The following is a 22,155-nucleotide window of genomic DNA, read 5'->3' as shown; positions in this document are numbered from 1 at the left end:
TTGGCTAGCGGCCGCGGCGTTCGTTCGACGCCGGGGCGGACGCGCGGCGCGGGCCGCTGCGGGCCGGACGGCCGGAGCCGCCGCCATTGCCTGCACTGTAGGAGCCGCCGGAGGTTCCACCGGTGTTGGAGGACCAGACAGCCTTGCTGCCGCCGGTTGCACCCGCACCTGAGCGCTGGCCGGATGCCCCCGCTGCTGCACGCTGGCCGGTTGCGGGGCGGCCGCTGCGCTGGCCGCCGCCGGCGGGGCGTCCGCCTGAAGCCGGACGGCCGGTGCCGCCGCGCGGTGCGTCGCTGCGGGTGATCCGGGAATCGCCCCGGCCCTCTGCTGCACGGCCGTCCGAACCGCGGCCGGCCGATGAGCGGCCACCTGCTGCGGGGACGTCGTTGCGGTGGGTCGAAGCGGTACCACGGCCACGGGCGTTGCGGCGGGCAGCGGCTGCTGCCACCGCGCGGTCCTCATTTTGCTCGGCATTGCGGTCGAATGCCGCGCGGGCTTCCGTGCGGCCCTCGAAGGCCACGGCCCGGCGCTCGGCGCGGGGAACATCGGTGCGGGCCGGTTCGGCCGAAACCTTGCCGCGTCCGCCCCGGCCGCCGCGCCCACCGGCAGACGGTGCAGCCTGGCGGCGTGCACGCTTGCGCTCAGCATTGGCACCGGTGGAGGTGCCGCCGCCCTGGCGGGGAGCCTTGGCGGCCATCAGAGCGGCGCGGGTGCGGGGGTCGACCTTGTCGGCGATCTCGCCCACCAGGTCGGCCACGAGCGGGGAGTTTGCCGTGACGCGCTCAAAGTTCACGTCGACGCCGGCAGCCTTCATGAGCTTCTTGACGTCGGACTGCTGCTCCGGGAGGGTCAGCGTGACCACGGTGCCGTCGGAGCCGGCACGCGCGGTGCGGCCGGAACGGTGCAGGTACGCCTTGTGCTCGGTGGGCGGGTCCACGTGGATGACCAGTTCGACGTCGTCGACGTGGACACCGCGGGCAGCGACGTCGGTGGCCACCAGGACGCGGACGTCGCCGTTGGAGAACTCGGCGAGGTTGCGGTCGCGGGCGTTCTGCGACAGGTTGCCGTGCAGGTCGACGGCGGGGATGCCGGCGTCGGTCAAGGTCTTGGCCAGCTTGCGGGCGTGGTGCTTGGTCCGCATGAACAGGACGCGGCGGCCGGCACCCGAAGCGAGCTCAACGATCAGCTGCTTCTTGACGGTCTGGTCGTTGACCACCAGCACGTGGTGCTCCATGGTGGTCACCGCGGCCTGCGGGTCGTCCACCGAGTGGGTGAGCGGGTTGGACAGGTAGCGCTGGACGATCTTGTCCACGCCGTTGTCCAGGGTGGCCGAGAAGAGCAGGCGCTGGCCCTGGCTGGGGGTCATGTCCATGAGCTTCTTGACCACGGGCAGGAAGCCGAGGTCGGCCATGTGGTCGGCCTCGTCCAGGACCGTGATCTCCACTGCCTCCAGGGTCAGGATGCGCTGGCGGATCAGGTCCTCCAGGCGGCCTGGGCAGGCGATGACGATGTCGACGCCGGCACGCAGCGCCTTTTCCTGGCGGGCCTGGGAGATGCCGCCGTAGATCACGGTGGTGTTCAGGCCGGCGGCCTTGGCCAGCGGCTCGATGGTGGCGTTGATCTGGGTTGCCAGTTCACGGGTGGGTGCCAGGACCAGGCCCATGGGGCGGCCGGGTTTGCGGAAGTGCTTGGCTTCCCGCTCAGCGAGTCTTGCTACAAGCGGGATGGCGAAAGCGATGGTCTTGCCGGATCCGGTCCGGCCGCGGCCCAGGACGTCACGACCGGACAGCGTGTCCGGAAGGGTCTTCACCTGGATGGGGAACGGTTCAACAATTCCCTGGGCGGAAAGGGTGTCTGCAAGGGCCTTGGGAGTACCGAGGGCAGCAAAAGTTGTCATGTAGTTTTTACGGTCTTTCAGGCGGTATCCATGCGGATATCGGCCCCCGATGCCGGTTGGACCAGGGGTTCGCCGAAGAAAAGTCAGGTGATCAACCGTGCCGCTGCAAATAAGGACAGCCGGCAGGGACCAAATGGAACGCGTTCATCGACGCAGGATGTGCCTCTCACATGAAGAAAGCCCACTCCCTGGAAAGGTTCTCCAGATCAGGAGCAGGCGGCATCACTGCACATCAAGTTCCTCCAGTCTAGCACCCCGCGGCCCTGTAACCGACCCCGGCGTTGCCTTCGGGGCTCCGGCGGGGCACTGTTGAGGCATGAGCGAACAGCCGGGCCGGCGCCAGGAGACGCAGCACGAGGAGACCCACCGGCATCACGGGAACGACGGCGGCGGCGCGCCGGAAGGGGGCGGCGGCGGCATCGATCCCGCAGCGGCATGGGACGAGCGGTACCGCACCAAGGCGCGGCTTTGGAGCGGAAAGCCGAACCCGCAGCTGGTCCGTGAAGCCGGCGGACTGCGTCCGGGCAAGGCGCTGGAACTGGGATGCGGCGAAGGCGCCGACGCCATTTGGCTTGCCCAGCAGGGCTGGTCCGTGACCGCCGTCGACGTTTCCGCCGTCGCCCTGGAACGGGCGCATTCCCACGAACTGGCGGAGCTGGCGCGGGAAAGCGTACGCGCGTCCAATGGCGACATCGCCAGCCGGATCACCTGGCAACTGGCGGACCTGACGCAGTGGCAACCCGGCACTTCCTTTGACCTGGTGACGTCCCAGTTCCTGCACTCCCAGGAACTGGACTGGCGGATCCCGCTGCGCACGGCTGCCTCCGCCGTCAAGCCCGGCGGAACCCTGCTGGTGGTGGGCCACCACCCGGACCGGCTGCCGCCCTGGGGCAACGACCACCACCAGCACCTGGACATGTTCTACACGGGTGATGACGTGGTCCGCGAACTGAAGCTCAACGGCCCCGGGTGGCAGATCGAGGTCCTCACCAGCAGGGAGCGGCCGGTGACCGGGCCGGAGGGGCAGGAGGCGACCATTGCCGACGTCGTCCTGCGCGCCACCCGCCTGCCCTAGTTCCCCGCGGGCTTCCCGGCGGTGACGCGGGGTGCCACCAGTGCCGCGGCGACGCCGATGGCCGCGGTGAAGGCGAAGACGCCCGCGAAGGACTGGGCCGCCGTCGTAAAGGCTGCGAAGACGAGCCCTGTGGTGGCGAGCGACAATGCCCCGCCGAGGGAATCGGAGATGGACATGGCGGAGCTGTTGAAGCCTTCGTTCTCCTTGGTGGACAGCGCCAGGGTCATCACGCTCAGGCGCGGGTAGAGCAGGCCCATGCCGCCGCCCGCCAGGACCCAGCCGGCGATGGCGACGGCGGCCGGCCAGTGCAGCGCGGTGGTGGCCAGGGCCAGGAGCACGGCCGCCAGGACCATGAGCGACCCCACCCGGACGGCGCGGAGATCCGGGAGCCGGGAGCCCAGCCGGCCCTGGACAGCGGCGGCACCGGCCCAGGCCAGCGCACCCCCGGTGAGGGTCAGGCCCGCCAGGGTGGGCGGGAATTCGTACCGGTCGATCAGCAGGTAGGGCAGATAGACCTCAGCGCCGAAGAACGACGCCGAGGCGAGGCCCCGCGCCAGGATCACGCTCGGCAGCCCGCGGCGGGCTGTGAGGGTACCGGCGGGCACCAGGGGCCGGACAGCCACCAAGGCAAGGACGACGGCGGCGGACGCCAGGAGTGCCGTGGCGGCGGGAAAAGCGGGGATGCTGACGTCGGCGGAAAGGTTCAGGCCCAGCACGGCGAGCGCGGCCAGCGCCGCCCACCCCAGGCGTCCGGGGGCCCAGGGCGAAGCAGTGTTATCCGGCGCTCCTGTCTTTTCGCGCTCTGCAAGCCCCCGCAGTACCGGGGCGATCATTGCCAGCGCCGGAATGACCAGGCCAACCACACCCAGAAACACCCAGTGCCAGCTGAAGACCTGGGCCACGACGCCGGCGGCGAAGGGCCCCACCAGCGAGGGAACCACCCAGGCGGCCGAGAATGCGGCGAAGATCCTGGGGTGCAGCGGCCCGGGAAAGAACCGCGCCACCAGCACGTAAAGCGCCACGGTGAGGGCGCCGCCGCCGAGCCCCTGGACCAGCCGGCCGGCAACCAGCATGGGCATGGAGCTTGAGGTGCCCGCGATCAGCAGGCCGGCCACGAACAGTGCCACGGAGGTGTAGAGCGGCATGGCCGGGCCGCGGCGGTCGGACCAGTTGCCCGCGCCCACCATGCCGATCACGCCGGTTGCCAAGGGTCCCGCAAAGGCCAGGGCGTAGAGGCTTCCGCCGTTCAGTTCCCGGCTGACCAGGGGCATGATGGTGGTCACGGCAAGGGATTCGAAGGCGGCCAGGAACACCAGGGCGCAGGTGCCGATGGTGACCCAGAAGTACGGGGGCCGGAAGATCCCGGTGGCGGGATGGGCGGCCGGGAGGGTGGAGTCGCGCACAGCGTTCCCTAGCCCACGTACCGGTCCCGGCCGGAGCGGTAGCCGAAGACCGCCGCGAGCAGGCCGACCACCATGAACAGGACTCCGGCGGGAATGAAGGACCCGGTGGCCTGGTGCAGCTGGCCCACCATGAGGGTTCCCGTGGAGCCCACCCCGTAGCCAACACCCTGCATCATGCCCGAAAGATGCGCGGCGGTATGCCCGTCGCGCGTGCGGAGCATGATCAGGGTCAGCGCGCAGGCGGTAAGGCTTCCCTGCCCCAGCCCCAGCAGCCCGGCCCACACCCAGACCAGGTCCAGCGGGCCCAGGATGCTCAGCACGAACCCGCTGCCGGTCATCAGCGCCACCACCGTGTTGATGGCGCGCTGGTCCCGGAACCTGGCGGCCAGTGCGGGGGCGAACAGGGAACCCAGCATCTGCAGCACGATGCACACGGCAACGATCAGCCCCGCGGTGGCCCCGTCAACACCCCTCTCGCGGAGGATGGGGGCCAGCCAGGCGAAGCCGCTGAAGGACATCATGGCCTGCAGCACCATGAAGATGGTCACCTGCCAGGCAACGGGTGAGCGCCACACGTTGACCCCGTCCCTGACCGCCTGGTGCCGGACGGTCCCCTGCCGAACGGCCACGGGAAGGAACAACAGAAGGACGACGGCGGCGGGCACCGCCCAGACCCACAGCGCCCTGGTCCACTCCCCCGTCGCGGTGTAGAACGGGTAGGTAAAGCCGGCACCGAGCGCGGCGGAGGCGCAAATCGCGGTGGTGTAGAGGCCGCCCATAAGTCCCAGCCGGTGCGGGAAGTCGCGCTTCACCAGGCCCGGAAGAAGCACGTTGCACAATGCGATGGCCGCGCCGCAGGCTGCCGTGCCCACCAGGAGGGCAGGCAGGTGGCCGGCGCCGCCCAGGGCAGCACCGGTGTCCACTGGCCGCAGCAGCAGCCCCGCGGTCAGCAGGGCCATGGCCCCCAGCAGCACCCGCTCCGCACCGAACCGGCGGGCCAGGACCGGCGCAAGCGGCGCGAACACACCCAGCAGGGTGACGGGAACGGTGGTCAGCACCACCACGGACCAACCCGGCAGCGCTGCCTGCGAGGTCACCTCCGGAAGGACCGCGGAAAGGCTGGAAAAGACGCTGCGCAGGTTCAGTCCGATCAGGACCAGGCACACCCCCAGATAGGCAAGGGCACGGCGGCTGCCCACCCGGGTGGGCTCCGCTGCCGGAAGCTCATCGATTTCTGCGTCCACGAGGGTGCTGGTGTCCACCACGCTGCTGCCTGTCCGGGCCCTTCCCCGGGCGTCGCCGGAGGCATCCCCCCGCCGCTGCTTCTTCGCTTCGGCATTCGTTGCGTCCGTCATGCGCCCATTCTTGCAGGGAAGCGCCGCCGGGAGTTTTCCACATACGAAGCCGGGTACCTTCCCGCACCCCCTGCAGCTTCATAGGTTGTAAGCAGCCGCGGCCCGGCAAATGGCTGGACCAACAAGCCGCACCAACTTGAGGGAGCATCATGGAAACGACGCCATCACAGGACCCCCACCCTCCCCTGCCCCCGGGCGTGCACGGCAATGGAGGGCCAGGCAACGGAGGAACAGGAAATGCAGGGCCAGGCAACAAGGGAACGAACAGCCTGGTCCTGGCGATTCTTGCCCCAGCGAGCATGTTCCTCACCGGGCCGCTGTCCATGTTCGCCATGTTGATGACCTACCCGGACGAAGGGCCGTCCCCAAGGCCGTGGGTAACCCCCATGGTGCTGTTCAGCCTGCCTCTCCTCTTCGCCGTACTGGCGCTGCGGCTGGCACTGCCTGCCCTGAAGGGGTCCCCGCGGGGATCGGGCAACTGGTCTGCCGCGGCAGTTTCCCTCTGCATCTGCGGCCTGGTCTTCGCCCTGGCCTTGGGCCCGGCACTCGACGCTATTGGCCTGTTCTGACCGCCCTGATCTTCCGCTGCCCCCGCGGCGCTATTCTGGAAGGGATGAGCGAATCCCCTGAAAACCCCCAGCAGCCGCATGTCCCCAGGCCCGTTACGCCCGGGACCCAGGCCTCCTTTGGCACCTACGGCGGCCGGCCTGTCAGCTTCGTGCGCCGCGGCACCAGGCTGCAGGGCCGGCGGCAGGCTGCCTGGGCAGAGCACGCCGAGCGCTGGGCCGTCAACGTTCCACGTCACGTGGCCAACACCTCGGTCCACCCCGACTACACCTTCGACGCCGCCGCAGAGTTCGGCCGGGAGGCCCCGCTTATCGTCGAAATCGGCTCCGGCCTTGGCGACGCCATCTGCCATGCGGCCGAACAGAACCCGGACACCAACTTCCTGGCCGTCGAGGTCTACACCCCGGGCTTGGCCAACACGATCATCAAGATCAACAGCCGCGGCCTGGACAACGTCCGGGTGGTGGAGGCAAATGCCCCGGAGGTGCTGGCCACCATGCTGCCCGAAGGCTCGGTCAGCGAACTGTGGGTCTTTTTCCCCGATCCCTGGCATAAGTCGCGGCATCACAAACGCCGGCTCATCCAGCCGGAGTTCGCCAAGCTGGCGGCCCGGGCGCTGAAGCCCGGCGGCCTGTTCCGGATCGCCACCGACTGGTCCAACTATGCCGTCCATGTCCGGGACGTCATGGCAGGCTCAGCGGACTTCGAGAACCTGCACACCGGCGAGCGCCGCGGACCCGAAAGCCCGCTCACCCAGGTGTGGCAGTCCGGCGTCGAATCCGTGGTGGGCGGCGCCCCCGTCCGCGAGGGACGCGCACCGGTGAGTACGGAGCACACCGGTCCCAACGAAGGCGTGGATGAAACGGGCGGCTGGGCTCCCCGCTTCGAGGGCAGGATCCGGACCAGCTTCGAGTCGAAGGCCCACGAGGCAGGCCGCCTGATCTTCGATCTCTGCTACCGCCGCCGCTGAGGGGTGCCGGGCGGCGGTCAGGCCACGCTGATCGAGGCCACGATCTCCTTGAGCATGTCCAGCCGGGGTTCGGCCTCCGGGTTCAGGTAGGGCCAGATGACCACCACGCCAATGAACCGCCCGCTTTCCCACACGCCCACTGTGGCCGCCACCTTGGCCGGCCCTCCGTCGTCGTCATATCCCACAACCACCGCATAGGCGGCCTTGCCGGGCAGGTTCAGCCCGCCCTCCGCCAGGAGGGTGCCGCCGCGTTCCTCAAGGTAGAACCCTGACATCAGGTGCGCCCAGCCGGTGGCCTGCGGCGCATCCTGCACCGAGGTATCGTCCTTGATCACCGTGACCAGGACGCCGCCCAGCAGGCCGTACTGCTCGCTGTTGGGCCCAGCCGTGGAATCATCCAGGACCTGGGTGTGCTCGGGAAAGTCTGCGGTGAAGCCCAGCGGGGATTCGATGTGCACTGACATTGGTTTCAGAGCCTCTCGAGCTTGGTGTCATTGGGGACTTTGTAGTATGTGGACACGTTGGTGGTGGACTGGTTCTCGGTCTTGACGTCCACCTCACCCACCTTGACGTCGAACCCTGCCTCGTTGGTGGCCGTCACCACGGAGTTCACCTGGATGGTGGCGGAGCCGGCCTCGTACAGGCGGGCGGCGTCGCGGGCGGCGCCTGCCTCATTCCCCAGGGCGACGTTGCGAAGGTAGCTGTCAATGACGGGCCGGTTCTCCGGTGAGTAGTCCACATCAATCTTCACCGTCCCCTGCGTTCCGGCGGTCACGGTGGAATCGAACTTGGCGGCCTCGGATTTCACGCCGGAGGTCACCCCCTGGGCCACGGTGCCGTCCATGGATACGGAGACTGACTCGATGTTGTTGCCCTTGTCCATGGTGACCTGCAGCCCGCCCTTGCCGGAGGCCTCGAAGACCCTGCCGTCCAGATTGAGCTTGCCCTGCGCCGCGACCTCGCCGCTGGCTGTGGAGGTACCGTCCGTGAGGTTCCGCTCGTACGCAAGGTCAAGCTTTGCCCCGCCGGACGCGGTGCCGGCCTCACCCTCGGCAGCCAGCGAAAACGTGCCCTTGGCCTTGTCCGTCTGCCCTGTGGAGCCGTTGTCCTTCGCCGCATCATTGATGGTGTCCAGGATGTATCCGGGCGGGTTGCCCGCCACGTCCTTGATCTCGCCGATGCTGTCCGGCGGGAGGTCGCGGTACATCTGTTGGCGCGCCGCCATCGCTTCCTCAACGCTGGCGAACGTGTACTCGCGGGAGACCTCCCCGGTCAGTGTTGCCCCCGCCGTTCCGGTGGTGTCGTTGACGCCCAGGCCCATATTTCCGTAAACCTTCATCGTGGCGGAACCGTCGGCGTTCTCCACCACTTCGGTCCCCACCTCGGCACCGCCATGGACCCAGGCCACCCGGGCCTCGATGGAGGCCTTCCCGGTCTCCGAGTAAACCGGAATGTCCGCCTTTGCCAGCTCCTGCAGGTGCTGCTTGGCCAGCTGCTGGGCGGCGGCGGGAATTCCGCCATCCATGCGCATCAGGTCCTCGGCGAAAGGGCCGTCGCTGCCTTCGCCCTCAATCAGGTATTTCCGGTCCGCGTCGGAGAGGGCGGCCCACCACTTCGCCTGCTCTTCCGGGCCGGCGTTAAGCATCCGGTCCAGCCCGGACTCGAGCTCCCGGCGGTGTTCTGCCGCCGCCCTGGCTGCCTCGGCCTTTTCCCTGAGCCATTCCCTGGCCTGCGCGGCCAGCGACGTCAGCCGGTCCCAAGCGCTGGTGCCGGACCCGCCGGCGGCCGACGCCTTTTCCTGCTCGTCGGCATGCTTCATCAGGATTTTCGAGTTCTCCCGCAGGCTGGCCACCACCTTGTCCAGGCCGGGCCGGTGGCTGGCACTCCACTCCTGGCGGAAGCGGTCCCCGTCCCGGCCCTTCCACGGCGCGGACTGGATCTGGCTGTGCAGTGACCCTGCCCGGCTGCTCAGCAGCGACGCTGCCTGGTCTGCCGCCTTGGCCAGCGCCCGCAACTGGCTGGTGTCTGCGCCGTAAAAAGTCATGGTTCCCCCGGGAAAGTGCGGTACGTGTCAATCGCTGGTCCTTATGGTTGCACAGGCTGCCGGGGCCCGGCGATGGGGATCCCTCCCCATCGCCCGCGGCTGCCTGTGCAACCGGGCATCGGGTGGCCGGTCTCCTGTGGAGCCGTGCCGGGCGGGCTGCTCGAGGCCGGCGGTTCCAGGCCGGCTGTTCGGGGCCCGGCGGTTCCCGGCCGGCTGTTCGGGGCCCGGCCGGCATGGCACGATTACCCGTGTAAGAAGGGCACGCACAGCGGCGCACAACGCGCCTGTCCAAAGGAACGACGATCAAAGAAGAACTGAAACAGGCCGTCGACACGGCAGAGGACGTCACCAATTCGCGCGTCCTCGAGATCCTGGCACGGTCCGGATTCGCAGCCAGCGGCATCCTGCACCTGCTGGTGGGTGCCATCGCCATCCGCCTGGCCATGGGCGGCACGGGCCACGCCGATTTCAGCGGCGCCGTTGCCGAACTTGCCACCATGCCCGTGGGGCCGTTCCTGCTGTGGGGAAGCTTCGCCGCCTGCGCCGCACTGTCCCTCTGGCAGACCGGCGACGCCATCTTCGACTTCAACCACCAGCCCACCAGGAAGAAGATCAAGAACAAGGCCAAGGCCGCCCTGCAGGCGATCGTGTACGCCGTCCTGGCCCTGACCCTGTGGCACTTCGCCATGGGCACGGGGACGGGCGATGACAACCGGAAGGCCGCCAGCGACTTCACCATTTCCATGATGCAGGCCCCTGGCGGGGTGGCGCTGCTCGTCCTGATCGGCGTGGCGGTGGCAGTCACGGGCGTGGCGTACGGCATCCGGGGACCAAAGAAATCGTTTGAGAAGCAGTTGCGGATGCCTTCCCCCGGCCCGGCCAGGACAGCGGTGACGGCCCTGGGGGTGGCGGGCTACCTGGCCAAGGGAACCGTGCTGCTGCTGGCCGGACTGCTTATCGCCATCGCCACGCTCAAGGAGCACCCTGAAGATTCCACCGGCCTGGACGGCGGGCTGCGGGCCCTCCGCGACCAGCCGCTGGGCCCCTACCTGCTGGCCGCGGTGGGAGCCGGACTGGTCTGCTACGGCGCATACATGATCATGCGCGCGCGGCTGGCCAAAATGACCAAGTAAGCCGTCAATCAGCATGGTTAGGTAGAGGCATGCCCCAGGTACGTGCCGAACGCTTGATCCGCATCGATCCGGAGACTGCCTTCGCCCTCTCCCAAACCACCGGGGACTTCCGGCTCAAGTGGGACCCTTTCATCTCCGCCCAGGGCTTCCTTGACGGCGCCCGGGCGCCAGGAAAAGGCGTCCGCACCCGCACCAGGTCCCGGCTTGGCCTGGCGATGGTGAGCCAGTATGTCTCCTATGCGCCGCCCCGCAACGTGGGCATGACCATGGTCTCCGGCCCCTGGTTCTTCACCAACTTCGGCGGCGGCTGGCGTTTCACGGCGGACGACGGCGGCACCCGGGCGGTCTGGAAATACACCTTTTCGTGCCGCCCGGCTGCGCTCCGGCCCCTCATGGAACGGATCGGCAGCCGGCTGCTGGGCTACGAGATCGAACGGCGGATCGAGGCCTTCGCCCGCGCCTGCGAGGACGAGTCACTGGTCGCGGAGTTCAGGGGACTCACACCCTAGGGAACGGTAATGACCGCCACCGCGTGCTGGGCGCCGTCGCGCAGTTCCACGCTTGAGATGCTGCCCAGCTGGATGGGGGTTGCCCCGGTGACCTTGACCTTCCCGCTCGGGGTGGCCGTCCAGGCGCAGGCACGGTCCTCCCCGCCGGCGCGGTCGCGCACCCACAGTGAAAGGGTCCCTTCCGCCGGGAGGCTGCTGCCGCTCACCGCAAGCTCGGTTCCCCACGTCTTCCGGGCCATGTCGATGTTGACCTGCAGCCCTCCCCCGGATGCCACCGAGTAGGTGGCGTCCGGATGCGGCGGCCTGGCGAGCATGGGACCCACCGCAAGTCCCACGGCCAGGCACGCGGCGGCAAGGGCACCTGCCAGCGCCGCCCACCGCCGTCGTAATGTCCGACGCCGGCGGCCCAGTTCGTCGAGCAGGCGGGCGGGGGTGGCGCCGGCACCCCCGCTGCCGCCGGGGACGGCGGTCAGCGCCACGGCGTCGGGGACCGGAAGGGAGTCAAGGAGCATGGGCACCTTCTCCAGCACCGCCAGTTCCCTGCGGCAGGCGCCGCAGTCCTGGAGGTGTGCCTCGAAGAGTGCGAGGTCGTCGGGATCCAGGCCGCCCAGGACGTAAGCACCCAGCAGGTGGTGGAGGTCGGTGTTCACCGCTCCACCCCCATCTCGTCCAGGATGGTGCGCAGTGCCCGAAGCGCGTAGAAGGCGCGGGATTTGACCGTTCCGCTGGGGATGTTGAGCTGGACGGCCGCCTCGTTGACCGTGAACCTGCGGTAGTGCAGGGCCACCAGGACGTCCCGGTGTTCCTTGCTCAGCCGCAGCAGCGCTTCCTCCATCAGGACCCGGTTGAGCATCTCGTCAACGCGGCCCATCACTGCGGCGGGGTCGGTAAGGCTGCTCTCCAGCGCCTCGTTCGGCCGGCGCTGGCTCCGGCGGTAATTGTCGATCATGATGTTCCTGGCCGTGCGGTACAGATAACTGCGGAAGCTGCCGTTGATGTCCGGCGCATGCTGCCAGACGCGCAGCACGGTTTCCTGCACCACGTCCTCCGCGAGCTGCGGATCCCGGATGGCGCTGAGCACGAACCGGCGCAGGGCGCTGCCGTGTTCACGGTAGATGGCTTCCACCACCTTGTCGTCAAGCGGCATCCCGCTTCCCCCGTCCCTGCCCGTTCACATCACTGCACAGCGTGGAACGCCACGGCATCCTGCGCTCCCGGCTGTTACCACGTTGGGCAGCAGGAAAAGGTTCAACCGGGCGGCTGCGGAGCGCGCCTGTGAACCATTCTTTACCTGGAAGCGTCGTAGGGGTTAGCGTCCGGCAATTCAGCTCCGGGCGCCTGCACCAGCATCAGCAGGAAACACCAGCCAAGGAGCACATCATGAAGCACCATGTCGGGCCAGGCCTTGCCATCCTGGCCCTGGCGGCAGCCCTCACCGGCTGCGGCAGCAGCACCGGGACCACTCCGTCGGCCACCAGCCCGGCCACGGGTGCCTCCAGCACCGCGTCCGCCACGGCTTCTTCGTCCGGCACCGCCTCAGCCTCCGCGTCATCGACCCAGGCGGGCGCCGCCGTCGACCTCAAAACGGCATCCTCATCCGCAGGCAGCATTGTGGTGGATGCGAAGGGAATGAGCCTCTACTTCTTCACCAAGGACACCAAGGACTCCGGCACCAGCGCCTGCACCGGCTCCTGCCTGGTCCAGTGGCCGCCGCTGACCACCACCTCGGGCTCCCCCGCGGGCGAAGGCGTGACCGGCAAGCTGGGCACCATCAGCACCCCTGACGGGAAGAAGCAGGTGACACTGAACGGCATGCCACTCTACTACTTCGCAAAGGACACCAAGCCGGGCGACATCCTGGGCCAGGGTGTGGGCGGCGTCTGGTACCTGTCGGACCCGTCGGGCGCGATGATCAAGGCAGCCGGCCAGGGCTACTAGGCCTGCAGGCCCACCGGTCCGGCCTACTTCAGGGGAACGTCCGGGACCTTGCCCGGGAGGGGGACTTCCGTGGGCACGGGAACGGGCAGCTTGGAGCTTGGTTCCAGGCCCTTCCTGACATCCTCCGTAACGGTGGCGGGCAGTGACGGCTCCGTAGCCGCGGGCTGCTGCGTGGCAGCCCCATGGCTGGGCGTGTTTCCGTGTGCCGGAACACCCGACGGCGCCGCACCGGCAGGTGCCGAAGCCGGGGCCGGTGCCGCCGGGACGGCGTCCGGGCCGCTGGTTGCCTGCGGGGCGGGCGCCGCAGGCTGTGGCGCGGGCACCTGCGGCATGTCGTGGCCGGTGGGTGCCGCAGTGGACCCTGTCACGAATGACGTGACGGCGTGGTTCAGCTGGGTGAAGGATTCCCGGAACCCCTGGTCCGAAGCAGCGGCAACGGCACCACCTGCCGCGAGCGAAGCGGCCACAGACAAGGTGGTGAGCGTGACCCGGCGCTTGGCCTTGCGGCGCGCGGCGAGTTCATCGGCCGGGCGGCCGGCCGGACGCGTGGACGGTGCCGCAGGTTCGGCGGCGGAGAGCACCGTGGTGGGGGCGGGGCCGGCAGCGGAAGTTCCCGCCATCAGGGCCGCGATTTCCGCGGAGGGCTCAGGGGTGCCTGCCGCGAGGGCGCGCAGGTTGACCAGGGCATCACGGAGCTGGCCGTCGTCGTCCACGCCGGCCTCCAGCAGGAGCTGGTCAACGGTCCCGTCGTTGCGGGATCCTGCGGTGTCACTCATGGTTCGCCTGGTTTCTCTTGAGCGTTTGGGCCTTGAGGTTCTGCAGGGCACGGCGCTGGAGCTGTTTGATGGCTCCGGCGCTCTTGCCCATGATGTCGGCCACCTGGTCGATGGACAGGTCCGCCACGACGCGCAGGGCCAGCACTTCCTGGTGTTCCGCGCTGAGGCCTTCCAGCATCGCCGCGGCCCCGGCGGTCAGTTCCACGGCCTGGTCCTCCGCGGACGGCGAGGTGCGGCCGTCCTGCTGGGGATCGTACGGTGTCAGCTGCGGCCTGCGCTCCAGCCGGCGGTAGTGGTCCACCATGCGGGCATGCGCGATGGAAAAGAGCAGGGACTTGGCGCCCGCCGAGCCGCCGGTGAGGCTGCCGATTTTGGGATAAAAGGCCAGGAAGACGTCCTGGGTGACGGCTTCGGGATCATCCAGACCGCGGGCCTTGAGGTAGCCGTGCACCGGCCCCGCGAAGGTTCGATAGGCAGCCGCGAACAACACGGCCGGATCGGTTCCGGCCGCGTTGTCGAATATGTCGATCTCTTCCTGGACCAAAGTGTCTAGCACCAGCGGCTCCTCCATCCCGGGATCCGGCCCGCGCCCTGTCCCGGTTTCCGGTACGGACTGCCAGTCTCCGTGGCCTTCCAGCTGCCTCTTTGCAGGCCTGGCGGGGGTGCACTTCCAAAGGCGTGCGCGCCCGGCCGGCTGCCTGGACTGCGGCCGCGGCCGGAGCGGCGGCCGCAGTCCAGACTAGCCAACGTGCCTTAGCGGGTGGAAACCGACGGAGCGTGCACGGTGTCGCCGTCCACGGCGGGAACGGCAGGAACGGCAGGAACAGCGGTTGCGCCGTCGGCACCCGGGACGGCAGGAACTGCCGGAACGGCGGGAGCGGACGGAAGCTCAGGCTTCTCAGCCTCGACGGCAGCGGAGCCCTTGGCCTCGGCCGCAGCCTTGGCAGCGGCATCGGCCTTGGCCACGACGTCGGTGCAGTAGCCCTCGATGTTCGCCTCACCCTGGGCTGCGATGGACAGCGAGGAGAACGCCTTGGAGGAAGCGTCCACGCCACCGTGGGTGTAGGCGGTGCACAGGCCCAGGGCCGCAGGACCGGCGGCGTCAACGGCGGTGTTGGCTGCCGCGGAAGCAGTCGCACCGGCGGTGACCTTGTCGTCGGAGGCCGCAGCCGAACCGGAAGCCGTGGCGGAAGCATCGGCGTCGGCGGTCTTCAGGGCACCGGTCACAGCTTCGGTCGCCGTGGGCGCCGGGGCGGCCTGGGCGTCAGCCGCTGCTTCGGCTGCAAGCTTGGGGGCAGGTGCGCCGAAGAGCTCGTGGGCGGTCTGCTGGGCCTGGGTGGGAAGGACGCCCGAGACGGCGGCGGCGCCGGTTCCTCCCACTGCCAGGGTTCCTGCAGCCAGGACTCCGGCGGCGACTTTGCTGGTGGCGAGAACGGTGAACACAGACATCTAACTTCTCCAAACCTAGACAACACATCGGATCGGGTCCGCCGGGCGGACCCATCACGGACTACATCGCCTCCGGTTGCGGAAAGGTTACGGGCGCCTCGAATTTTCTTTCTCCCTGGGAACCAGGGTTGCCGCGAGGCGCTGGATATACGGGCCCACTTCCTCATCGTCCAGCACCAGAAGGTCCGCCTGGGCGCGCAGCCAGCGGGCATTGAGGGCAGTGATGTTTTCGCGTTCCAGCAGCTCTTCAAACTCGCCGTCGAGCTCCTCCATCCGGAAGACGCCGTCGGGCACGGCACCGATGCCATCGATGCCGTCCAGGTAGGCGGCAGCTGTTTCGGCGGTCAGTGCGTCGTAGGCGTCCACGGCGCGGTTGAACAGGTCCAGGTGCGCGCCTGCGCCCATTCCGGCCATCCCCTCCCGGACCAGCGTGTCCATGGTGGACCGTGCGGCCGCCATGACGGCGTATTGCGCGAACCCGCCCTCCAGGGCCTGGCAAAGGTAGAAGTCCACAAAATAGCTGCGGACGGCCACGGGAGACATGTCCTCCGTGGCCAGCAGGGCGTTGTGCATTGCATCGATGATGGCCACGTTGGCCTCCACCACCTCCTCGTCCCTGCCTTCGATGCTGCTGCTGGTCAGGACGACGGGCTGCTGGCTGGTGGTCATGGCACTCCTTGCTGGGGTGGTGGTACGCCGGACGCCTTCACGCTACGGCGGCCGGGCCACGGCAGGATCGGCGGACAAATGAACGTCAAGCGAAGTTTTCGGGGCCGGCCGGGAAGGCGCCCGGCATGGGCGTGCCGCGGGGCGAACTAAGATGGATCAGATAACCACCCACCGGACCCGGCCCCGCCGTGACCTGCCGAAAGTAGCGCGTACATGCCATCCCAACCGGACGAAAGTGCGGAACTGGCAATACAGACACCCGCCATCAACGACCGCTCGTTGGCGGCCGGGCTGGCCTATGCCATGGCGAGCAGGGTCTCGGGAATATCGTTCGACGGCGGCACCGGCCTCATGCTGGGAAAGGTCCGGGGCGGTGCGGAGGTCCCTTATTCCACCACGGCCAAGCTGGTCCGGAAGGCGGGCGGCTGGAGCTGCACCGTGGGAGTGTGCAGCTGCCCGGTCCGCAAGGACTGCAAGCACGTGGCGGCCTTGCTGTTCGCGGCGGAGGACAACCCGTCCATCCGGGTGCAGCTGCTGGCGCCGTCCACCTCCACGCAGGTATCCCGCGCACCCTCGGCGGTCCTGTCCGACTGGGAACAGGCCCTCAGCCCGCTGATTTCCCAGCCCGGTTCAGCCCCTTCCACCAGCGGCGTTCCCCTGGCCCTGCAATTCGAGATCGAGGAACCGCCGCCGCATTTCTCCTACACGGGGCGCCGGGACCCGGTGCGCGGGGTGCGGCAGCTCAAGGCGCGGCCCGTCATCATGGGGGCCAAGGGCAAGTGGATCCGCGGCGACGTTTCCTGGAACACCCTGAACTACCTGAACTTCCGGCGCGAATCCAACCAGGCGCACGTGGAATGGCTGCAGGAGTTCCTCGCCGGCCACTCCTCTACCGCCAGCCGGATGCACAACTCCGCGGGACTGTGGCTGAGCCTGAACTCCTACTCGGGGAAGAACCTGTGGAGCCTGCTGTCCGAGGCCGGGAAGATCGGGCTCGCCCTCGTCCACTCGCGCGGCACCGGGCCGGTCCGGCTGGCCGAGGCCCCTGCCGCCGTCGGGCTTTCCCTGAGCCGGTACGGCACTCCGGTGGCGGACGCCGCTGAGGCCGGCACCACCGCCGGGACCTCCGACGGCGGGCTGGAGCTGTCGCCCACCATCACCGTGGAGGGCGCTGAGGTTGATCCGGCGTCGGTGGGCACCATCGGCCGGCCGGCGCACGGGCTGTTCTTCACATCCGGCGAGGCCGCGCTGCCCGGCGTTCCCGACCCCGACGGAACCATCACCCTGGCGCCGCTGGAGAACGGGCTCAGCGAGGAACTGCTGGCGTTCGTCACGGCCGCAAGCACCCTGCACATACCTGCCAGGGACGAGTCACGCTTCCTCACGGGCTTTTATCCAAAGCTCAAGCAGGCGGCCCGGGTGACGGCCCGCGACGAGTCGGTGGAACTGCCCGAACTGGCCGTCCCCACCCTGTCGCTGCTGGCCAATTACGGGGCGGACCACCGGGTGCGGCTGCACTGGGAGTGGCACTACAAGACCGGCAAGCTGGTCACCGCGCAACCTCTGTGGCGGCACCCCGGCGATGCGGGCTACCGCGATGACACGGCGGAGTCCCGCATCCTTGAGGGCATTGGCCGTCCGTGGGACGTGGTGCCCGCGCTGGGCGAGTCCGCCACGGGCGGCTGGGGCACTCCCCGGCTGGCCGCGTCGGCCGAACTGACGGGCCTGGACACGCTGGCCTTCACCGAGGAAGTGCTGCCGCGGCTGCGGGAGGCGCCGGACGTTGACGTGGAGACGGTGGGCGACATCGCCGACTACCGCGAGGCTGAAGAAGCCCCGGTGGTGTCCATCTCCACCAAGGCAACTGAGCAGCGCGACTGGTTCGACCTGGGCATCCAGATTTCCCTGGAAGGCCAGCCTGTTTCCTTCGCCGCCGTGTTCTCCGCCCTGGCCGCGGGACAGACCAAGATGCTGCTGCCCAGCGGCGCCTACTTCTCCCTTGACCTCCCGGAACTGCACCAGCTGCGGGCCCTGATCGAGGAAGCCAGGGCGCTGCAGGACAACAAGGATGCGCCGCTGCAGATCAGCCGGTTCCAGGCGGGGCTCTGGGATGAACTGGCACAGCTGGGAATCGTGGACGAACAGGCCGCGGCCTGGCGGTCCGCCGTGGGCGGTCTCTTGGAGGGCGGCACGGACGGGCTGCCGCTGCCCCCCACCTTGAACGCGGAGCTGCGGCCGTACCAGCTGGAGGGCTACAACTGGCTCAGCTTCCTGTACAAGCACGGGTTGGGCGGCATCCTGGCCGACGACATGGGCCTGGGCAAGACCGTGCAGGCCCTGGCCTTGATGTGCGCCGCCAAGGAGCTGGCAGCCGCGGCTGCTTCGTCCCTTGGGAATACCGACGGCGGGAACACCGACGACGGGAATACCAACGCCGGTGCTGCCGCTGCCGCTGAAAGCCGGCCCGCCGCCGTCGCGCCTTTCCTGGTGGTGGCGCCCACCAGCGTGGTGGGCAACTGGGCCCTCGAAGCGGCCCGGTTTGCGCCGGGGCTGACCGTTCGGACGGTCGGCGAGACCTTTGCCAAGAGCGGCCAGGAGGTGGCGGAGGCCCTTGACGGTGCCGACATCGTCATCACCTCCTATGCCTTGTTCCGCATCGATTACGAGGCCTACGCCTCCCGCACCTGGAACGGGCTGGTGCTGGATGAGGCGCAGTTCGTCAAGAACCACCAGTCCAAGGCGTACCAGTGTGCACGGAAGCTGCCGGCCGCGTTCAAGCTCGCCATCACGGGCACTCCGCTGGAGAACAACCTCATGGAGTTCTGGGCGCTGACCTCCATCGTGGCCCCCGGCCTGTTCTCCAGCCCCAAGCGCTTCGCGGAGTACTACCAGAAGCCGGTGGAAAAGAACGGCGACAAGGGGCAGCTGGAAAAACTCCGCCGCCGGGTCCGCCCGCTGATGATGCGCCGAACCAAGGACCAGGTGATCAAGGACCTGCCGCCCAAGCAGGAACAGATCCTTGAAGTGGTGCTGAACCCGCGGCACCAGAAGGTGTACCAGACGCACCTGCAGCGCGAGCGGCAGAAGATCCTGGGACTGATCGAGGACGTCAACAAGAACCGGTTCACCATCTTCCAGTCGCTGACCCTGCTGCGGCAGTTGAGCCTGGACGTGTCGCTGGTGGACCCGGCGTTGTCAGCGGTGCGGTCCAGCAAGCTGGATGTGTTGTTCGAACAGCTCGAGGACCTGGTGGCCGAGGGGCACCGCGCGCTGATCTTCAGCCAGTTCACCGGGTTCCTGGGCAAGGTCCGGGAGCGCCTGGACGAGGAAGACATCGAGTACTGCTACCTCGACGGCAGCACGCGGAACCGCGCCGACGTGGTCAGTGAGTTCAAGAACGGCAGCGCGCCGGTGTTCCTGATTTCGCTGAAGGCCGGCGGTTTTGGGCTCAACCTCACGGAGGCCGACTACGTGTTCCTGCTTGATCCGTGGTGGAACCCGGCGTCCGAGGCGCAGGCTGTTGACCGGACGCACCGGATCGGCCAGGCCCGGAACGTGATGGTGTACCGGCTGGTGGCCAAGGACACCATCGAGGAGAAGGTCATGGCGCTGAAGACCCGGAAGTCGCAGCTGTTTGCCGACGTCATGGAGGGCGATGCCCTGGCCGGCGGGGCCATCACGGCCGAGGACCTGGCGGGCCTGTTCAAGGAGTAGGGCCCGTCGTTATCGACGCGCATCCTGGTTTTCGACGCGCATCTTCACTGTCGCGGCCCACATCTTGGTAGCGCCAGGGAATCCGCGCAGCGCAAGTGCGTTTGCGCGTCGAAAATCGCAGCCTATGCTGGTGCCCAACGCAAACTACAACGTTGGAGAAATTGTGTCCCAGCACATGACTGCACCGCCGACCCTCCCCCACCTGCGTCCTGACGCCTTTGCCAACCCGTACCGCGACCCGGTGTGGGACGGCCCCACAGATCCCGTCCTGGTGGCGGACCACCTGCGGGACGAGTGGGTCCTCTTCTACACGCAGCGCCGCGCCACCGCTCCGGGGCTGACGGGGGTTGAATGGGTGCACGGCACCGGGATCGGCGTCGCACGGTCGTCCGACGGCGGCGCCACCTGGCGCTACGAAGGCACCGCCGGGGGACTTATCCCGCCCGGAACGGACCTTCCGGCAACCCTCTGGGCGCCCGACGTCGTACGCATCGGCGACCGGTGGATCATGTACCTCTCGGTCCTCGGCGGCAGGCGCACCGACTGGACCGGGACGGCCGGAATCGTCCAGCTCACCAGCCGCGACTTGGAGCACTGGGAGTACCTGGGCGCCGTGGACCTGGCCTCACCGCGGGTCATCGACGCCGCCGTGGCACGGTGCGGGGACGGCCGGTACCGGCTCTGGTACAAGGACGAAACCCGAGGCTCAAATACTTACAGCGCCGTGACGGAGACCCCGGCGGATCCAGCATCCTGGGTCCGCGAGGGCGTCGCGATCCCTGGCCGGCCGCACGAAGGGCCCAAGGTCTTCCGGCTGGGCGGCTGGTACTGGATGATCGTGGACGAATGGCGAGGCCAGGGCGTCTACCGCTCCCGCGACGCTACCGGAAACTGGACCCGGCAGGAGCACCTGGACGGGCTGATCCTCACGGCGCCGGAATCGGTGGACGGGCGGGCCGTCGTCGGACGCCACGCGGACGTGGTCTCGCTTGAGGGTGGGGACTCTGGCGACGGCGGCGCGGAGCGGGCACTGCTGGTCTACTTCACGCACCCGCACTGGAACGGCGAGGACATCGGCACCATGGCGCCGGACCCGCGCACCCGGCTGAGCCACATACGGGCCGCGATGCTTGAGGTGCGCGACGGCATCCTGGTCTGCACGGAACACTGAACACAGAAGGGCCAAACCCCGGAACTATAAGCCGGCGGCTGCCGGCACCGGTCCAAGGTTTGGCCCTGACTCGTGCGCTGGGGCGCGTGGGACACTCCGCGTGAACACTGCACCGGGCGCCGCCCCCAGCAGGCGGGCGCCCGGCAGCTCTTATGAGACGCGCTGCGGCGAGCCCAGTTCCACCGGGTCCTCGTCCGTCAGATACGCCAGCTCGGAGTGGGCCGCGAGGTCGATGCCGCGCAGTTCGTCCTCGGGCTTGATGCGCAGGCCGATGGTCTTGTCCAGGATCTTTGCCAGGACCCAGGTGATGCCGAAGGAGTAGACCAGGACCGTGACGGTGGCGAGGGCCTGGACGCCCAGCAGTTCAACCCCGCCGCCGTAGAACAGGCCGCTGACGGCGTTGGGTGCTGCGTCGGTGGCGAAGAGGCCGATGAGCAGGGTGCCCAGGATGCCGCCCACCAGGTGGACACCGACGACGTCGAGGGAATCGTCGAAGCCGAGCCGGAACTTCAGCTCGATGGCCAGCGAGCAGACAGCGCCGGCGATGGCGCCGATGGCCACCGCGCCCAACGGGCTGACGGCACCACAGGCGGGGGTGATGGCCACGAGAGCGGAGATCAGGCCGGAGGCGGCGCCCATGCTGGTGGCGGCACCGTGGCGGACGCGCTCCACCAGGGCCCAGGCGAGCAGGCCGGCGGATGCGGCCACAGCGGTGTTGAGGAAGACCACCGACGCCGACTGGCCGGCCGAGAGGGCGGAACCGGCGTTGAAGCCGAACCAGCCCACCCACAGCAGGCCTGCGCCCACCAGGACCAGCGGCCGGCTGTGCGGCTTGGCGTGTTCCACCTTGGGCCAGCCGGAGCTCTTGCCGAGGACCAGGGCCAGGGCCAGGGCGGCCGCACCGGCGTTCATGTGGACCGCGGTGCCGCCTGCGAAGTCGATGGCCTTGATGCCGTTGGCGATCCAGCCGCCAGCCGTGCTGCCGTCCGCCGAGTCGAATGCGAACACCCAGTGCGCGATGGGGAAGTAGACCACGGTGGCCCAGATGCCTGCGAACAGCATCCAGGCGCCGAACTTCATGCGCCCGGCCGCCGCGCCGGCAACCAGTGCCGTGGTGACGCAGGCGAAGAACAGCTGGAATGCGGCGAACAGGATGACCGGGATGGACGCTGCGTCATCCTTTGCCAGCATCTGCCCCATGCCGGGGAACTCGGTGACGTCACCGATCAGACCCAGCCCCCCAACCGAGTTGCCGAACGCCATCGAGTACCCGAACAATGCCCAGAGCACGGCCACCAGGCTGGCGCCGCCGAAGCACATCATCATCATGTTGAGGATGCGCCGCGACCCCACCATGCCCCCGTAAAACAGGGCCAGGGCGGGGATCATCATGCAAACCAGCGCCGAGCTGGCCAAAATCCAAGCGACATTTCCCGAATCCATGGGAAACCCCTTTCAAGATGCGAAGAGAGAACGGTAAGTTGC

General features: G+C 68.6%; 20 protein-coding genes. 8 read left to right on the top strand and 12 right to left on the bottom strand.

The window, feature by feature from the left end; all coding sequences use genetic code 11:
* Positions 1-4: 4 nt before the first annotated feature.
* The gene (locus AC6JAM_RS10745; RefSeq protein ID WP_018770079.1) at positions 5-1,897 is read right to left on the bottom strand and encodes a DEAD/DEAH box helicase; all 1,893 of its coding nucleotides are present in this window, start codon (positions 1,895-1,897) and stop codon (positions 5-7) included.
* Between the two features lie 316 nt (positions 1,898-2,213).
* On the opposite strand from AC6JAM_RS10745, the gene AC6JAM_RS10740 reads away from it, so the two are divergent.
* Positions 2,214-2,972 (top strand): SAM-dependent methyltransferase, encoded by a 759-nt coding sequence (locus tag AC6JAM_RS10740; RefSeq protein ID WP_497934642.1) that lies wholly within the window; start codon positions 2,214-2,216, stop codon positions 2,970-2,972.
* Here AC6JAM_RS10740 and AC6JAM_RS10735 read toward each other — a convergent pair.
* Both AC6JAM_RS10735 and AC6JAM_RS10730 read right to left on the bottom strand, forming a co-directional pair.
* Positions 2,969-4,375, bottom strand: coding sequence for an MFS transporter (locus AC6JAM_RS10735; protein WP_497934641.1), 1,407 nt, complete (start codon positions 4,373-4,375; stop codon positions 2,969-2,971). The genes AC6JAM_RS10740 and AC6JAM_RS10735 overlap by 4 nt on opposite strands.
* An 8-nt stretch (positions 4,376-4,383) precedes the next feature.
* Complete coding sequence (locus AC6JAM_RS10730) at positions 4,384-5,730, bottom strand: MFS transporter (protein ID WP_208324273.1); 1,347 nt, start codon at positions 5,728-5,730, stop codon at positions 4,384-4,386.
* 149 nt (positions 5,731-5,879) lie between these two features.
* Here AC6JAM_RS10730 and AC6JAM_RS10725 point away from each other — a divergent pair, with 149 nt between their 5' ends.
* Both AC6JAM_RS10725 and trmB read left to right on the top strand, forming a co-directional pair.
* Positions 5,880-6,299 (top strand): hypothetical protein, encoded by a 420-nt coding sequence (locus AC6JAM_RS10725; protein ID WP_156400205.1) that lies wholly within the window; start codon positions 5,880-5,882, stop codon positions 6,297-6,299.
* Positions 6,300-6,343: 44 nt separating this feature from the next.
* Positions 6,344-7,267: a tRNA (guanosine(46)-N7)-methyltransferase TrmB gene (gene trmB, locus AC6JAM_RS10720; RefSeq protein ID WP_018770074.1), complete on the top strand. Its 924-nt coding sequence runs from the start codon at positions 6,344-6,346 to the stop codon at positions 7,265-7,267.
* 17 nt (positions 7,268-7,284) lie between these two features.
* Here the strand turns inward: trmB and AC6JAM_RS10715 are convergent, their stop codons facing one another.
* Both AC6JAM_RS10715 and AC6JAM_RS10710 read right to left on the bottom strand, forming a co-directional pair.
* Positions 7,285-7,731 carry a hypothetical protein gene (locus AC6JAM_RS10715; protein WP_018770073.1) on the bottom strand — a complete coding sequence of 149 codons (447 nt, stop codon included), beginning with the start codon at positions 7,729-7,731 and terminating at the stop codon, positions 7,285-7,287.
* A gap of 5 nt (positions 7,732-7,736) precedes the next feature.
* Positions 7,737-9,311, bottom strand: a complete 1,575-nt coding sequence (locus AC6JAM_RS10710; RefSeq protein WP_497934640.1) for a fimbrial protein — start codon at positions 9,309-9,311, stop codon at positions 7,737-7,739.
* 314 nt (positions 9,312-9,625) lie between these two features.
* Between AC6JAM_RS10710 and AC6JAM_RS10705 the strand changes: the two genes are divergently transcribed.
* The gene (locus AC6JAM_RS10705; protein WP_043425048.1) at positions 9,626-10,444 is read left to right on the top strand and encodes a DUF1206 domain-containing protein; all 819 of its coding nucleotides are present in this window, start codon (positions 9,626-9,628) and stop codon (positions 10,442-10,444) included.
* A gap of 29 nt (positions 10,445-10,473) precedes the next feature.
* A complete protein-coding gene (locus AC6JAM_RS10700) occupies positions 10,474-10,953 on the top strand; it encodes an SRPBCC family protein (RefSeq protein ID WP_134165060.1) in 480 nt (159 codons plus the stop codon).
* Here AC6JAM_RS10700 and AC6JAM_RS10695 read toward each other — a convergent pair.
* Positions 10,950-11,603 carry an anti-sigma factor family protein gene (locus AC6JAM_RS10695; protein ID WP_144600143.1) on the bottom strand — a complete coding sequence of 218 codons (654 nt, stop codon included), beginning with the start codon at positions 11,601-11,603 and terminating at the stop codon, positions 10,950-10,952. The two genes, AC6JAM_RS10700 and AC6JAM_RS10695, sit on opposite strands and share 4 nt — an antisense overlap.
* Positions 11,600-12,100 (bottom strand): sigma-70 family RNA polymerase sigma factor, encoded by a 501-nt coding sequence (locus AC6JAM_RS10690; RefSeq protein ID WP_134165059.1) that lies wholly within the window; start codon positions 12,098-12,100, stop codon positions 11,600-11,602. Before AC6JAM_RS10690 ends, AC6JAM_RS10695 begins: the two co-directional genes overlap by 4 nt.
* 233 nt (positions 12,101-12,333) lie before the next feature.
* Here AC6JAM_RS10690 and AC6JAM_RS10685 point away from each other — a divergent pair, with 233 nt between their 5' ends.
* Positions 12,334-12,891, top strand: coding sequence for a COG4315 family predicted lipoprotein (locus AC6JAM_RS10685; RefSeq protein WP_018770067.1), 558 nt, complete (start codon positions 12,334-12,336; stop codon positions 12,889-12,891).
* A 23-nt stretch (positions 12,892-12,914) separates the two neighbouring features.
* Here the strand turns inward: AC6JAM_RS10685 and AC6JAM_RS10680 are convergent, their stop codons facing one another.
* The 4 genes from AC6JAM_RS10680 to AC6JAM_RS10665 all read right to left on the bottom strand — a co-directional run bounded on the left by AC6JAM_RS10680 (position 12,915) and on the right by AC6JAM_RS10665 (position 15,785).
* Positions 12,915-13,667 carry a hypothetical protein gene (locus tag AC6JAM_RS10680; RefSeq protein WP_497934639.1) on the bottom strand — a complete coding sequence of 251 codons (753 nt, stop codon included), beginning with the start codon at positions 13,665-13,667 and terminating at the stop codon, positions 12,915-12,917.
* Entirely contained in the window at positions 13,660-14,238 is a 579-nt protein-coding gene (locus AC6JAM_RS10675) for an RNA polymerase sigma factor (protein WP_056391811.1), read from the bottom strand. The genes AC6JAM_RS10680 and AC6JAM_RS10675 overlap by 8 nt, the downstream gene beginning before the upstream one ends.
* A gap of 182 nt (positions 14,239-14,420) precedes the next feature.
* Positions 14,421-15,116: a protein tyrosine phosphatase gene (locus tag AC6JAM_RS10670; RefSeq protein ID WP_497934638.1), complete on the bottom strand. Its 696-nt coding sequence runs from the start codon at positions 15,114-15,116 to the stop codon at positions 14,421-14,423.
* An 87-nt stretch (positions 15,117-15,203) separates the two neighbouring features.
* Positions 15,204-15,785: a DMP19 family protein gene (locus AC6JAM_RS10665; RefSeq protein ID WP_497934637.1), complete on the bottom strand. Its 582-nt coding sequence runs from the start codon at positions 15,783-15,785 to the stop codon at positions 15,204-15,206.
* 213 nt (positions 15,786-15,998) lie between these two features.
* On the opposite strand from AC6JAM_RS10665, the gene AC6JAM_RS10660 reads away from it, so the two are divergent.
* Together AC6JAM_RS10660 and AC6JAM_RS10655 are read left to right on the top strand one after the other, a co-directional pair.
* Complete coding sequence (locus AC6JAM_RS10660) at positions 15,999-19,499, top strand: DEAD/DEAH box helicase (RefSeq protein ID WP_497934636.1); 3,501 nt, start codon at positions 15,999-16,001, stop codon at positions 19,497-19,499.
* 124 nt (positions 19,500-19,623) lie between these two features.
* Positions 19,624-20,670 (top strand): family 43 glycosylhydrolase, encoded by a 1,047-nt coding sequence (locus tag AC6JAM_RS10655; RefSeq protein ID WP_497934635.1) that lies wholly within the window; start codon positions 19,624-19,626, stop codon positions 20,668-20,670.
* A gap of 150 nt (positions 20,671-20,820) precedes the next feature.
* Here AC6JAM_RS10655 and AC6JAM_RS10650 read toward each other — a convergent pair whose 3' ends face one another.
* The gene (locus AC6JAM_RS10650; protein ID WP_018770060.1) at positions 20,821-22,113 is read right to left on the bottom strand and encodes an ammonium transporter; all 1,293 of its coding nucleotides are present in this window, start codon (positions 22,111-22,113) and stop codon (positions 20,821-20,823) included.
* Positions 22,114-22,155: the final 42 nt, after the last annotated feature.

The organism is Arthrobacter sp. GmRoot5-12 (assembly GCF_059739365.1).
Note: the sequence above shows the minus strand (reverse complement) of the source record. Positions and strands in the feature narration are given on the sequence as shown.